Consider the following 13,840-nt stretch of genomic DNA (forward strand, 5'->3'; position numbering starts at 1 on the left):
TTCCGGAATTGAGATGGTGACGAATCGAAGGCCGGGAGGCGCGGTGCGGGCTGGCACCGCGCCTCCAGGCCGGGGGTGGTCGCGTCAGCGACCGAGACGACGCAGCATGCACGACGCCGGAGGCGTCACAACATGCACGAAACGCAGCCCTCGACCTCGGTGCCCTCGAGGGCGAGCTGGCGCAGACGGATGTAGTAGATCGTCTTGATGCCCTTGCGCCATGCGTAGATCTGCGCCTTGTTGATGTCGCGCGTGGTGGCGGTGTCCTTGAAGAACAGCGTCAGGGACAGGCCCTGGTCCACGTGCTGCGTCGCCGCGGCGTACGTGTCGATGATCTTCTCGGCACCGATCTCGTACGCGTCCTGGTAGTAGTCCAGGTTGTCGTTCGTCATGAACGGCGCCGGGTAGTAGACGCGGCCGAGCTTGCCTTCCTTGCGGATCTCGATCTTCGACGCGATCGGGTGGATCGACGACGTCGAGTGGTTGATGTACGAGATCGAACCGGTCGGCGGGACGGCCTGCAGGTTCTGGTTGTAGATGCCGTGCTCCTGGATGGACGCCTTCAGCGCCTTCCAGTCGTCCTGCGTCGGGATGGTGATGTCCGCGTTGTCGAACAGCGACGCGACGCGGGGGGTGGCCGGCGTCCAGACCTGGTCGGTGTACTTGTCGAAGAACTCACCCGACGCGTACTTCGAGTCGCGGAAGCCGTCGAAGGTCTCCCCGGTCTCGATCGCGATGTTGTTCGAGGCGCGCAGGGCGTGGAACAGCACCGTGTAGAAGTAGATGTTCGTGAAGTCGATGCCCTCGTCGGAGCCGTAGAACACGCGCTCACGAGCCAGGTAGCCGTGCAGGTTCATCTGGCCGAGGCCGATGGCGTGCGACTTGTCGTTGCCGTCCTCGACGGAGCGGACCGACGTGATGTGGGACATCTGCGAGACCGAGGTCAGGCCGCGGATGGCGGTCTCGATGGTCTTGCCGAAGTCCGGCGAGTCCATCGTCAGCGCGATGTTCAGCGAGCCGAGGTTGCAGGAGATGTCCTTGCCGATCTCCTTGTACGAGAGGTCCTCGTTGAAGGTGGTCGGGGTGTTGACCTGCAGGATCTCCGAGCACAGGTTCGACATGTTGATCCGGCCCTTGATCGGGTTGGCCTTGTTCACCGTGTCCTCGAACACGATGTACGGGTAGCCCGACTCGAACTGGATCTCCGCGATGGTCTGGAAGAACTCGCGCGCCTTGATCTTCGTCTTCTTGATGCGCGAGTCGTCGACCATCGCGCGGTAGTTCTCGGAGATCGGGACGTCGCCGAAGGGGACGCCGTAGACCTTCTCGACGTCGTACGGCGAGAACAGGTACATGTCCTCGTTGTTCTTCGCGAGCTCGAACGTGATGTCCGGCACGACGACGCCGAGGGACAGCGTCTTGATGCGGATCTTCTCGTCGGCGTTCTCGCGCTTGGTGTCGAGGAACTTCATGATGTCCGGGTGGTGGGCGCTGAGGTAGACCGCGCCGGCACCCTGACGCGCACCGAGCTGGTTCGCGTAGGAGAAGGAGTCTTCCAGCAGCTTCATCACGGGGATGATGCCTGAGGACTGGTTCTCGATCTGCTTGATCGGGGCGCCGGCCTCGCGGATGTTGGAGAGCAGCAGGGCCACGCCGCCGCCGCGCTTCGAGAGCTGCAGCGAGGAGTTGATCCCGCGGGAGATCGACTCCATGTTGTCCTCGATGCGGAGGAGGAAGCAGGAGACGAGCTCGCCGCGCTGGGCCTTCGCGGTGTTGAGGAACGTCGGGGTGGCGGGCTGGAAGCGGCCGGCGACGATCTCCTCGACGAGGTCGATCGCGAGCTGCTCGTTGCCCTGGGCCAGGCCGAGGGCGGTCATCACGACGCGGTCCTCGAAGCGCTCGAGGTAGCGCTTGCCGTCGAACGTCTTGAGCGTGTAGCTCGTGTAGTACTTGAACGCGCCGAGGAACGTCTGGAACCGGAACTTCTTCGAGTACGCCAGGTCGTTCAGGCGCTGGATGAAGTCCATCGAGTACAGGTCGATCGTCGCCTGCTCGTAGTACTCGTTCTCGACCAGGTAGTCCAGCCGCTCCTTCAGGTTGTGGAAGAAGACGGTGTTCTGGTTGACGTGCTGCAGGAAGAACTGCTTGGCGGCTTCGCGGTCCTTGTCGAACTGGATCTTGCCGTCCGCGTCGTAGAGGTTGAGCATCGCGTTGAGGGAGTGGTAGTCCATCCCCGTCGTCGGCGACGTCAGATCGACGTCTGCAACTGCTGCGTCCAAAATGCATCCAATCCTGAGTTGACCGCGGACACGTCGTCCGGCGTGCCGAAGAGTTCGAAGCGGTAGAGCACGGGCACGTGGCACTTGCGCGACACGACGTCGCCCGCCAGGCCGTAGGCCTCACCGAAGTTCGTGTTCCCGCCGACGATGACGCCCCGGATCAGTGACCGGTTGTGCTCGTCGTTCAGGAACTTGATGACCTGCTTGGGGACCGCTCCCTCGCCGTTGCCGCCACCGTAGGTGGGGAGGACGAGGACGTACGGTTCGTCCACGTGCAGGAACGGTTCGCCCGGGTAGAGCGGGATCCGGTCCGCGTCGCGGCCGAGCTTCTCGATGAAGCGCGCGGTGTACCCGGACACGCTCGAGAAGTAGACGATTCGGCTCATGGTGTCGCTCCTTGTCAGGTGCGGACAGACGGACCGGGGGTGTCCGGCGGGTGGTGAGTCGAGCCTCCTGATCGAGTTCGACCCACCGTCCGCCGGACGGTGGAGCCCTACGCCAGTTCGGCGCTGAGGGTCGCGATCTTGTCGGGACGGAAGCCCGACCAGTGGTCGTCGTCGGTCACGACGACGGGGGCCTGCATGTAGCCGAGGCTCTTGACGTGCTCGAGGGCGGCGTCGTCCGTCGAGACGTCGTGCACCTCGTACTGGATGCCCTTGTTGTCGAGGGCCCGGTACGTGGCGGTGCACTGGACGCAGGACGGCTTGGTGTAGACGATGACGGCCATGTTCTCCCCTTGTTCTGGACCCCGTTCGGAGCCCGAAGTTCTGGTGCTGTGCTGAGCACGACGCTACTACATGTTGTGCCCGATGCCCGGGTGGACCACTAGAGGAAGTGTTACACCCCTGTAGTTTCCACAACGCCATCCACAGTCTGTGGATTCCCCACAGCCCCGGATTTCCGCCAGTCTGGCGCGCACCACCGACACTGCCAACAGCCTGTGGAGGGGGTTGTCCCGAGGTGTGGAAACGGCCCGTTCGTACCCCCTCGTCGGCGTGTCTGAGAAGCGGGTCCCGGACCCCGTCCAGGGCACCCTCCCCCGGTCGGGTGACACACGCCCCGCGCCGCCCCGTCCGGTCCGTACACTCGTTGCGTGAGCGCGTACGGCAACCTGTTGAAGACCCCCGGCGTCGGCCGTGTGATCGCCGCCCAGCTCACCGCACGGTTCCCGTTCGGGATGCTCTCGCTCGCCTACCTGCTGCACGTCGAGCACATCTTCGGCTCGTACGGCTCCGCGGGTCTCGTGCTCGCCACCACGAGCGTCGGCCAGGCCATCGCCGGCCCGCTCACCAGCCGGTGGATGGGGAGCTGGGGCATGCGGCCGGTGCTGATCCTGACCAGCATCGTCGCGCTCGCGAGCATGGCCGTCATCGCCTTCGTGCTGATGCCCCTGTGGGCGTACGTCGTCATCGGGTTCCTCGGCGGGCTGGCGGTTCCGCCCGTGCAGCCGGCGGTGCGCACCATCTACCCGAAGATGGTGACCTCAGCGCAGCTCACGCCCCTGTTCTCGCTCGACGCCAGCGCCCAGGAGCTCATCTGGGTCGCCGGCCCGGTCATCACCACGTTCGTCGCGACGCAGATCGGCACGGTCGAGGCCATCGTCGTCGCGATGGTGTTCCTCGTCGTCGGCGGTGTCTGGTTCATCGCCTCCCCCGAGCTCGGCCGTGTGCGCATCCCCCGGTCCAAGCGCGCGTTCGGCGTCGTGATGAAGCGTCCGTCCGTCGTCGTGGCCACCCTGACCGGCCTGCTCCTCATCGGGGCGTGCGCCGCGGTGGAGGCCGGCGTCACCAGCGCCTTCGGCGAGGGCAGCCCGAACGCCGGCATCGTCCTCGCCATCTTCGCGGTCGGCTCGCTCGTCGGCGGTCTGGCGTTCGGCCACCGTCCGATCTCGCCGAGCACGCTCTGGACCCGCATGCTCATCGTCTTCATCGGCCTGGGGCTCGCCACGTTCGGCACCGGGTTCTGGTGGCTGTCGTTCGCACTCCTCATCGCCGGCGGCGGCATCGCACCGGCCCTCGCCGTGATGTTCGGCTCCGTGTCCGCCACGGTGAAGTTCTCCGACACCGCCGAGGCCTACGGCTGGATGGGCACCGGGCAGCTCATCGGCGCCGCGGGTGGATCAGCGGTCGCCGGCTTCCTCATCGACCAGCACGGCGCCACCGGTGGCCTGGCGGTCGGTGCAGCAGCAGCGTTCGTCGGGGTGCTCCTGCCGCTGGTCGCGAAGCGCTGGCTCCCCGACCTGCGCGGCCGCGACGCCAGCCCCATCCCCGACACCGAGCCGGTCAACCTCCCCACCTGAGGACGCCCCGGCGAGCGCGCTCTCCACAGATCCGGTCTGGAGGCCCGCCCCACCTCCGCCCCGCGCGGCAGGATGGACGCATGGTCACCTCCATCCCCCTCCGCAACGGCCGCTCCGTCCCAGCCGTCGGCTTCGGTGTGTACAAGGTCGACGACGCGGACGCCGAGACCGCGGTCGGCATCGCGCTCGACGCCGGCTACCGCCACGTCGACACCGCCGAGATGTACGGGAACGAACGCGGGGTCGGGAAGGCGATCCGGGCCTCCGGGCTGGACCGTGACGACGTCTTCGTGACCACCAAGGTGTGGAACGACCACCAGGGGCGCGACGCGACCCTGCGGGCGTTCGACGCCAGCCTCGACCGGCTCGGACTCGACGCGGTCGACCTGTACCTGATCCACTGGCCGGCCGCGGCGAACGACCGCTACGTCGAGACCTGGCGCACCCTCGTCGAGCTCCGCGAGAGCGGGCGTGCCCGGAGCGTGGGCGTCTCCAACTTCCAGGTGCCGCACCTCGAACGCGTCATCGCGGAGACGGGCGAGGTGCCGGCGCTGAACCAGGTGGAGCGGCACCCGTGGCTGCCCCAGCACGAACTCATGGCGTTCCACGCGCGGCACGACATCGTGACGGGCGCATGGTCGCCGCTCGGGCGGGGGCGCCTGGTGGAGGACCCGGTGCTGACACGCATCGCCGACGCCCACGGGGTGAGCGTGGCGCAGGTCCTCGTGCGGTGGAACATGCAGCAGGGCGTCGTCGTCCTGCCGAAGTCCGTGACGCCGTCGCGGATCCGCGCGAACCTCGACGTCGAGGGCTTCGTGCTCAGCGACGACGACCTGGCCGCGATCGCGACGCTCGAGTCCGGGCAGCGGACGGGCTCCCACCCGGACTCGGTGTCGTAGCGGCGAGGGTCAGTTGCTCTCCGACTGCCACGGCAGGTGCAGGTCACCGGGCTCGGGCTCGACGTCGCCCGCGTCGTCGGCGCCGCCGGTCCCGGGGGCCGCGACGATCCGCGAGGGGTCGATGCCGTCCTCGCGCAGGTCGTCGTCGTCGCGCTGCAGGGTCTGCGACGCGTCCATCTCCCGCTCGCTCGACGGGCTGTAGGACGTGTCGGCCGCCCGCTGCTCGCGCTCGTCCACGCCGTCGACGTCGTCGGAGTGTGCGGCGTTCGTCAGTGCCTCGGAGCGGTCACGGTCGTCGGAGTGCTCGGGGCCTGCGATGTCGTTGCTCATGGGTGTTCCTCTCGTCCCCGCCGACGCTAGGCGGGCCAGGGTCCGGCGTTCCCAGTTCTGGGGGTCGGACGGGGGACGCTCGGATCGGTAGCGTCGTGGCGTGATGGATCCTCGTGCCCTGGCCTCCGACCAACTCCGCAGCGGCGAACACCTGCTGTGGGTGGGGCAGAGCGACCCCCGCAAGCTGTTCACCGGGCGGGACGGCTTCCTCATCCCGTTCAGCCTGTTCTGGTGCGGGTTCATGGCGTTCTGGATGACCGAGGCCACGACAGACGGTGCGCCTCCGTTCTTCCTGGTGTTCGGCAGCGTCTTCGTGTTCGTCGGCCTGTACATGCTGGTCGGCCGCTTCCTCGTCAAACGGCACCGCAAGCGCACCGAGGTGTACGCGGTCACCGACCGACGGGTCTTCATCACGAACGGCCGCAGCACCCGCGAGACCGACGTCCGCCGCACGGACCGGAACGTGCAGTGGACGCGCGACCGAGCCCACTGCTCGGTGCAGTGGGAGACGGGGAACTCCGGCGCACGGGCGTTCTTCGGAGGCGGCAACCCACAGGCGATGTACGCGAACACCGGGCTCGACGGCGTCTTCGGCCCGAGGACCACCGCGTTCTGGGACGTCCCCGACGGCGACGCGCTGGTCTCGGCGCTCGACGGCGCCTCCGTCCGCTGAGGGAGCACCTCCCCGGGTCCGCTACCGTTGTCGGGCACTCGCCCCACCTCAGGAGGTCCCCCGTGACGATCGTCGCAGCAGCTGACGGCTCCGCCCTCGGCAACCCCGGCCCGGCCGGCTGGGCCTGGTACGTCGACGACGACCGCTGGGCCGCCGGTGGGTGGCCGCGCGGGACGAACAACCAGGGCGAGCTGACCGCCGTGCTGCAGCTGCTCCGCGCCACGAAGGACACCGGCGAGCCCCTGCACATCCTCTGCGACAGCCAGTACGCCATCAAGGCCTGCACCGAGTGGCTCGCCGGCTGGAAGCGGAAGAACTGGCGCAAGGCCGACGGCAAGCCCGTCCTGAACGTCGAGATCATCAAGGAGCTCGACGCCGAGCTGCAGGGCCGCAAGGTCACCTTCGAGTGGGTCCGCGGGCACATGGGCCACGAGATGAACGAGGCCGCCGACGTCCGCGCCCGAGGTGCTGCCACGGCGTACCAGAACCGCACCGACGTGCCGACGGGTCCGGGCTGGCCGGGCGTCGAGGTCGCCGAACCGGCAGCGCTCCCCGAGGCCACCCCGCCCGCGACCCTGTTCTGAGCCGACGTCGTCGGAGCTCGGAGCCCCACGGGCTCCACGGCCTGACGACTCGCGCCTCCGCGGCTCCGCGCGACGGATTTCCGGAAGCGCCGTGACGGATCCGGTCCGTCAGCGCCGGGTTTCGCTGACCGGATCCGTCAGCGCCGTAAACGGAATCCGGTGCACCGCCCCCAGAACCAGCCCCGGAGACACACCGACGGGCTCGGACTCGGAAGCGCGTCGAGGTCGCGGAGCCGGCAGCGCACCCCCGACTCGGAAGCGCGTCGAGGTCGCGGAGCCGGCAGCGCACCCCGAGGCGACTCCGCCCGCGACCCTGTTCTGAGCCGACGTCGTCGGAGCTCGGACGCCCACGGGCTCCGCGGCCTGAAGACCCGCGCCTCCGCTGCTCCGCTGCTCCGCTGCTCCGCGCGACGGAGTTCCGGAAGCGCCGTGACGGATCCGGTTCGTCAGCGCCGCGCTTCGTCGACCGGATCCGTCAGCGCCGCGGACGGAATCCGGCGCACCGCCGCCAGAACCGGAACCAGACACGGCCCCGGCCCCGGCCCCGGCCCCGGCCCCGGACACACGACGACGGGCCCGGACTCGAGAGCCCGGACCCGTCAGTCAGTCAGGTGGTTCAGTAGGTGCCGTCGCGGCGGTCCTGCCGCGTGATCTGCTCCCCCGAGGCCGGGTCGACGCCCGAGCGCGTGGTCGTGGTGGTGCGACGGCCGCCGAAGGCCACCGCCAGGCTGATGATGAGCAGGACGACGCCCGCGGCCATCAGGATGTAGCCGATGAGGCGGAGATCGATGCCGGCGAGCTGCACGTTCAGCGCGAAGGCGACGATCGCGCCGATGACGATCAGGGCGATGCTGGATCCGATGCGCATGTCGCATTCCTTCCGGTAGGTGGCGCGGGAGACGCTACTCGTCCGCCGGAAGTCCGGCACACCCCCGAACGGCCGGACACCCGCGCACCAGGGCGCGCCGGACCGCGCGTCAGTCGACGTCGACCTCGGTCCACCCGTCGAAGCGACCGATCTCCGTGACCCGCACGACGGCCTCGCCCGCTTCGTCCGAGGCGTCGAGGTCGATCGTCGCGGAGAAGCCGAAGTCCTTGTCGCCGGCCGGGTCCGCGAAGATCTGCCGCGCACGCCACGTCCGCCCCTGCTCGGACAGGTCGAGGAACTGCATCGACCGGGCGTCGGCGTCGATCCCGATGGTGTCGTGTTCGTCGTAGTACTCCTCGAGCACCAGATCCCAGGCGGCGCGGTCGAAGCCGGCGGTGGCGTCGAGCTCGCCGAGACCGTCGATGTCGTCGTTCGCGGCGAGCAGCACCCGCTGGAACAGGGCGTTGCGCACGAGCACGCGGAACGCCCGCACGTTGCCGGTGAGCCGCGCGGGCTGGGGCGGCGCGATCTCCGCGTGTTCGGCCTCGGCGAGCGCCACGTCCCCGTTCATCAGGGCCTCCCACTCGTCCACCAGCGAGGAGTCGACCTGGCGCACGAGTTCCCCGAGCCACTCGATCAGGTCGTCGAGCTCCTGCGTGCGCTGCTCGTCCGCGATGGTCTGCCGCATCGTGCGGTAGGCGTCGGAGAGGTAGCGGAGCACGAGCCCCTCGGACCGGGTGAGCTGGTAGAACCGCACGAAGTCGCCGAAGGTCATCGCGCGCTCGTACATGTCGCGGACGACGGCCTTGGGTGACAGCGTGAAGTCGAGCACCCACGGCTGTTCGGCGGCGTAGGCCTCGTACGCGGCGGTCAGGAGCTCGTCGAGCGGCTTCGGGTGGGTCACTTCCTCGAGCAGCTCCATGCGCTCCTCGTACTCGATGCCCTCCTGCTTCATCCGCGCGACGGCTTCCCCGCGCTCCTTGAACTGCTGCTGCGACAGGATCGCGCGGGGGTCGTCGAGGGTGGCCTCGACGATGGACACCATGTCGAGCGCGTACGTCGGCGAGTCGGGGTCCAGGAGCTCGAACGCGGCGAGCGCGAACGGCGACAGGGGCTGGTTCAGCGCGAAGTTGGCCTGCAGGTCGACGGTCACGCGGTACGCGCCGTCCACCTTCTCGATCACCCGGGCGTTGATGAGCGTGCGGGCGATCGTCAGGGCGCGACGGGCCATGTCGAGCTGGCGGGACCGCGGCTCGTGGTTGTCGAACACGAGCAACCGGACGTCCTCGAACGCATCGCCCCCGCGGCCCACGACGGCGAGCACCATCGCGTGCGTGATCCGCATCCGCGACACCATCGGCTCGGGCTCGGCGTTGATGAGCCGTTCGAAGGACGCCTGCCCCCACGAGACGAAGCCCTCGGGCGCCTTCTTGCGCTTGATCTTGTTCTTCTTCTTCGGGTCGTCCCCCGCCTTGGCCACCGAACGGGCGTTCTCGATCTCGTGCTCAGGTGCCTCGGCGACGACGTCGCCCTCGGTGTCGTACCCGGCACGACCCGCACGTCCGGCGATCTGGTGGAACTCGCGCGCGGACAGCTGGCGCATCCGGGTGCCGTCGAACTTGGTCAGGCCGGTCAGCAGCACCGATCGGATCGGCACGTTGATCCCGACGCCGAGGGTGTCCGTGCCGCAGATGACGGGGAGCAGCCCACGTTGTGCCAGCTGCTCGACGAGCCGTCGGTACTTCGGCAGCATCCCCGCGTGGTGGACCCCGATGCCGGCGCGGATCAGGCGGGAGAGCGTCTGCCCGAACCCGGCGCTGAAGCGGAACGTGGCGATTGCCTCGGCGATCTGATCACGGCGTTCACGCGAGGCGACCTTGGCGGACATGAGCGCCTGCGCCCGCTCGAGTGCGGCGGCCTGGGCGAAGTGCACGATGTAGACGGGCGCCTTGCCCTCTTCCAGCAGGCGCTCGACGGTCTCCTGCACCGGGGTCATCACGTACTCGTACTCGAGCGGCACCGGACGCGAGACGCCGGTCACCCGAGCGGTCGGCCGGCCCGTGCGCCGCGACAGGTCGTCCGCGATCGTGGTGACGTCCCCGAGCGTGGCCGACATGAGCAGGAACTGCGCATGCTCGAGCACGAGCAGCGGCACCTGCCACGCCCAGCCGCGGTCGGCGTCGCCGTAGAAGTGGAACTCGTCCATGACCACGACGTCCACGTCCGCGTCGGGACCTTGACGGAGTGCGAGGTTGGCGAGGATCTCCGCCGTGCAGCACATGATCGGGGCGTCCGCGTTGACGCTGGAGTCCCCCGTGACCATGCCGACGTTGTGGGCGCCGAACAGGTCGACGAGCTGGAAGAACTTCTCCGACACCAGGGCCTTGATCGGCGCGGTGTACCAGCTGCGCTTGCCCTCGGCGAGCGCGGCGAAGTGCGCGCCGGCCGCGACGAGCGACTTGCCGGTGCCGGTGGGCGTGCTGAGGACGACGTTCGCCCCGGACACCAGCTCGATGACGGCTTCGTCCTGCGCCGGGTACAGCGGTCGCCCGCTCGACTCGGCCCAGTCGGCGAAGGCCTGGTAGACGGCGTCGGGGTCGACGACACCGCCGGGGGCCGCCGGCATCGCGGCGACGAGCGGAGCAGCAGTGGTGACGTCGGTCATGCACCCATCCTCCCAGCCCGGCACCGGCGGACGGTCGGGAGGCTCGACATCCGTGGACAGCCACCGCACCTTCCACAGATCCATGCACCCGCATACACTCGACTCGTGCGTGAACTCGGCTTCCTGTCCTTCGTCCCCAACCACGGGGGCGCCGTCGGCGCGGCCGCCGCCCTGGAGGACGGCCTCCGCCTCTTCGAGACCGCCGAGCGGCTCGGGTACGGCACCGGGTGGGTCCGCGGTCGGCACTTCGAGCCGTTCCTGACGAGCCCGATGACGTTCTTCGCCGCCGCCGCGCAGCGGACCAGCACGATCGGCTTCGGCACCGCTGTCCTCGGGATGCGCTACGAGGACCCGGTCCGTCTCGCCGAGGACGCCAGCACGGTCGACCTGCTCAGCGGCGGTCGCGTGCAGCTCGGCATCAGCACGGGGATCGCCGGCTACGGCCCGATCCTCGACCCGGTGTTCGGCAGCGTCGAGCGGAGCTTCCGCGAGGAGGCCGAGGCACGCGCCTCCCGGCTCCTCGAGGTCCTCGACGGCCAGCCGCTGGGCACGTCGGGCAAGGGCTACGAGAGCATCCCGGAGGGCACCGACCTGACGCTGCAGCCGCTGAGCCCCGAGCTCCGCCACCGGATGTGGTGGGGTGGCGGCAGCATGGGCACCGCGGTGCGCACGGCCGAGAAGGGCCTCCTGCTGCACTGCTCGACCCTCAACACCGAGGACACCGGCGAGTCCTTCGCCGTGGCACAGGCGGCGCAGATCGAGGCCTACCGCGCCCGCTTCGCCGAACTCCAGGCGGCCGGCACGCACGTCGGGCGCACCCCGAAGGTCGCCGTCGGCCGGATCGTCGTCCCGCTGCTGGACGACCACGACCGCGAGGTCCACGAGGAGTTCCTCACCAGCTACGCCTCGGGCATGGACGACGAGGGACGCCCCCTGTCCGGCACCCCGCCGTTCCGCTTCAGCAAGGTCGTCTCCGGCGAACCCGCCGCGATCGTCGAGGCCCTGCGCGCCGACCCGGCCGTCACCGCGACGGATGAACTCGTGATCACGCTGCCGGCCAACGGCGACGCCGCGTCGCACGAGCGGATCCTGACCGTGATCGCCGAGCAGGTCGCGCCGCACCTGGTCCGCTGACGAGGACATCCGGCGGGAGCACACTCGGGGTGGTGCGACCCGGGGCCCCCAGCCGGATGACCATCTCGACCCTGATCCGCCCGAGATGGCGCCCTCATCGTTCCACCTACCGCCTGGTTTGTCACAATCACGCGGTCCTGCTCCCAGGGAATCGTGATGAAGCGTCATCACTTTGTCCGACAACGGCAGAAGTCATCCAGGACCGGAACCACCAGGACAGGGAACGACGATGCGCCCCCGCGAGAACGCGAGGGCGCATCTGACGCACCGGGACCGCCGGGGCTCCATCGGCCGGATCAGGAGGCCGCGTCGCTCACACGGCGATCCCTTGGCGGTGCGCACGTCGACGGTAACCAGCCGCCTGACGCTGGCGTCCATGCTAGTGAATGGATCTGGTGATGGCACGGAAAGCGGATGGAAGGGTGCTCAGGTGCCTGCGAATGGTCCCCTGTCGTCGGCGGTACAGTCCTGCCATGACACGACGGGGTTCCTACGCGAAGGGCATCGCCAAGCGCGAGCAGATCCTCACCGTCGCGCTCGAACTCGTCGCCCGCCAGGGCTTCCGACGCACCAGCATCCGGGACATCTCCGAAGCCGTCGGGCTCACACAGGCCGGACTCCTGCACTACTTCGAGTCCAAGGACGAACTCTGGGTCGAGGTCCTCCGGCGGCGCGACGCGATCGACGACGCCGCCGACTGGGACGCCCACGACCCGGCGGAGCTCCTCGCAGCGATCGTCCGGCACAACGCCGAGGTCCCCGGTCTCGTGCAGATGTTCGTCAACCTGTCCGCCGCGGCGGCGACCGACCCGGAGCACCCCGCGCACGCCTGGTTCCGCGAGCGCTACGAGAAGTTCCGTCGGGTCATGGCCGCCGACTTCCGCCGCATGCAGGAGGACGGCCGGCTGCGCGCCGACCTCGACCCCGAGGAGCTCACGAGCGTCCTGCTCGCCGTCTCCGACGGCATGCAGATCCAGTGGCTCTTCGACCCGAGCCGCGACATGGCCGCGCACGTCGAGCTGGTCACCCGGCTCGCGATCGCCGAGGTCGCCGCCGTGTCCGCCTCCTGACGACCGGCCAGGAGGCTCGGCGCACCCCCGGCACAGCAGGGCACCGTCAGTACCTGCCTGCGTCCACCCCCGCACGGCAGGATGGGTGGACAGCAACTCGACGATGAGCGGAGGCGCGATGACTCGCGTAGTGGTGACCGGCGGCAGCGGCAAGCTCGGACGAGCGGTGGTGCGCGACCTCGACGAACACGGGTACGACGTCGTCCTCCTCGACCGGGTCCCCTCGCCCGACAAGCCCGAACGGGTGCAGTTCGTCCGCATCGACCTGACCGACTACGGGCAGGTGCTGAACGCGTTCATCGGCGTCGACGACCGCTACGACCACGTCGACGCGGTCGTGCACCTGGCGGCCGTCCCCGCTCCCGGGCAGGTGCCGGACGTGGCGCTCATCACGAACAACGTCACCTCGTCGATCAACGTGTTCCACGCGGCTCGCGCGGCGAAGATCCGGAACGTGGTCTGGGCGTCGAGCGAGACCCTGCTCGGCATCCCGATGGGCGAGCACCACCCGCCCTACCTGCCCGTCGACGAGGACTTCCCGGTGCGCCCGCAGTCCTCGTACTCCCTCGGCAAGGCCGTGGAGGAGGAGATGGCCCGGCACTTCACCCGCTGGGACCCGACGCTGAAGATGATCGGGCTGCGGTTCTCGAACGTCATGGACGAGACCGACTACCCGTCGTACCCGTGGGACGCGACACCCGAGGCGAAGACCTTCAACCTGTGGTCCTACATCGACTCCCGCGACGGCGCCCAGGCCGTGCGCAAGGCCGTCGAGAGCGAGCTCACCGGCTTCGAGGCCTTCGTGATCGCCAGCCCCGACACGGTGATGGACACCCCGACCCTCGAGCTCGTCGAGCGCTTCGTGCCCGACATCGAGCGCCGCTCGGACATCGACGGCGTCAGCTCCCTGCTGTCGTCGGAGAAGGCCCGCGAGCTGCTGGGCTACGACCCGCAGCACTCCTGGCGCGACCACCGCTCCTGAGCTCCACCACGTGACCCCGGGCGTCGTTGACCGCGCCCGGGGTCACGTGCGTCCGGA

At 69.1% G+C, this 13,840-nt stretch carries 13 protein-coding genes; 7 read left to right on the top strand and 6 right to left on the bottom strand.

What is annotated here, in order from left to right; all coding sequences use genetic code 11:
- Window positions 1–125: 125 nt before the first annotated feature.
- The 3 genes from nrdE to nrdH form a co-directional block, all read right to left on the bottom strand.
- Window positions 126–2,231, bottom strand: a complete 2,106-nt coding sequence (nrdE, locus tag OVA28_RS18890; RefSeq protein WP_268098111.1) for a class 1b ribonucleoside-diphosphate reductase subunit alpha — start codon at window positions 2,229–2,231, stop codon at window positions 126–128.
- Between the two features lie 17 nt (window positions 2,232–2,248).
- Window positions 2,249–2,665 carry a class Ib ribonucleoside-diphosphate reductase assembly flavoprotein NrdI gene (nrdI, locus tag OVA28_RS18895; protein ID WP_194663476.1) on the bottom strand — a complete coding sequence of 139 codons (417 nt, stop codon included), beginning with the start codon at window positions 2,663–2,665 and terminating at the stop codon, window positions 2,249–2,251.
- 107 nt (window positions 2,666–2,772) lie between these two features.
- Window positions 2,773–3,006: a glutaredoxin-like protein NrdH gene (gene nrdH, locus OVA28_RS18900; protein ID WP_071277742.1), complete on the bottom strand. Its 234-nt coding sequence runs from the start codon at window positions 3,004–3,006 to the stop codon at window positions 2,773–2,775.
- A gap of 366 nt (window positions 3,007–3,372) precedes the next feature.
- Here nrdH and OVA28_RS18905 point away from each other — a divergent pair, with 366 nt between their 5' ends.
- On the top strand, window positions 3,373–4,578 hold the full coding sequence (locus OVA28_RS18905) for an MFS transporter (protein ID WP_194663474.1): 1,206 nt from the start codon (window positions 3,373–3,375) through the stop codon (window positions 4,576–4,578).
- A gap of 80 nt (window positions 4,579–4,658) precedes the next feature.
- A complete protein-coding gene (locus OVA28_RS18910; protein ID WP_268098112.1) occupies window positions 4,659–5,477 on the top strand; it encodes an aldo/keto reductase in 819 nt (272 codons plus the stop codon).
- Between the two features lie 9 nt (window positions 5,478–5,486).
- On the opposite strand, the gene OVA28_RS18915 is transcribed toward OVA28_RS18910, so the two are convergent.
- Window positions 5,487–5,807: a hypothetical protein gene (locus OVA28_RS18915; RefSeq protein WP_194663470.1), complete on the bottom strand. Its 321-nt coding sequence runs from the start codon at window positions 5,805–5,807 to the stop codon at window positions 5,487–5,489.
- 100 nt (window positions 5,808–5,907) lie between these two features.
- Here OVA28_RS18915 and OVA28_RS18920 point away from each other — a divergent pair, with 100 nt between their 5' ends.
- The gene (locus OVA28_RS18920; protein ID WP_268098113.1) at window positions 5,908–6,480 is read left to right on the top strand and encodes a hypothetical protein; all 573 of its coding nucleotides are present in this window, start codon (window positions 5,908–5,910) and stop codon (window positions 6,478–6,480) included.
- 62 nt (window positions 6,481–6,542) lie between these two features.
- Window positions 6,543–7,064 (top strand): ribonuclease H family protein, encoded by a 522-nt coding sequence (locus OVA28_RS18925; RefSeq protein WP_268098114.1) that lies wholly within the window; start codon window positions 6,543–6,545, stop codon window positions 7,062–7,064.
- Window positions 7,065–7,680: 616 nt separating this feature from the next.
- Here OVA28_RS18925 and OVA28_RS18930 read toward each other — a convergent pair.
- Together OVA28_RS18930 and OVA28_RS18935 are read right to left on the bottom strand one after the other, a co-directional pair.
- Window positions 7,681–7,932, bottom strand: a complete 252-nt coding sequence (locus tag OVA28_RS18930) for a DUF6458 family protein (protein WP_194663464.1) — start codon at window positions 7,930–7,932, stop codon at window positions 7,681–7,683.
- Window positions 7,933–8,041: 109 nt separating this feature from the next.
- Window positions 8,042–10,597 carry a DEAD/DEAH box helicase gene (locus OVA28_RS18935; protein WP_442780815.1) on the bottom strand — a complete coding sequence of 852 codons (2,556 nt, stop codon included), beginning with the start codon at window positions 10,595–10,597 and terminating at the stop codon, window positions 8,042–8,044.
- 105 nt (window positions 10,598–10,702) lie between these two features.
- On the opposite strand from OVA28_RS18935, the gene OVA28_RS18940 reads away from it, so the two are divergent.
- The 3 genes from OVA28_RS18940 to OVA28_RS18950 all read left to right on the top strand — a co-directional run bounded on the left by OVA28_RS18940 (window position 10,703) and on the right by OVA28_RS18950 (window position 13,783).
- The gene (locus OVA28_RS18940) at window positions 10,703–11,731 is read left to right on the top strand and encodes an LLM class flavin-dependent oxidoreductase (RefSeq protein ID WP_268098115.1); all 1,029 of its coding nucleotides are present in this window, start codon (window positions 10,703–10,705) and stop codon (window positions 11,729–11,731) included.
- A gap of 473 nt (window positions 11,732–12,204) precedes the next feature.
- A complete protein-coding gene (locus OVA28_RS18945) occupies window positions 12,205–12,801 on the top strand; it encodes a TetR/AcrR family transcriptional regulator (RefSeq protein WP_268098116.1) in 597 nt (198 codons plus the stop codon).
- Window positions 12,802–12,919: 118 nt separating this feature from the next.
- Window positions 12,920–13,783 carry an NAD-dependent epimerase/dehydratase family protein gene (locus tag OVA28_RS18950; RefSeq protein ID WP_194663459.1) on the top strand — a complete coding sequence of 288 codons (864 nt, stop codon included), beginning with the start codon at window positions 12,920–12,922 and terminating at the stop codon, window positions 13,781–13,783.
- The last annotated feature ends 57 nt before the right edge of the window (window positions 13,784–13,840 follow it).

The sequence above is a fragment of the Curtobacterium sp. SL109 genome (genome assembly GCF_026672405.1).
Taxonomy (GTDB): domain Bacteria; phylum Actinomycetota; class Actinomycetes; order Actinomycetales; family Microbacteriaceae; genus Curtobacterium.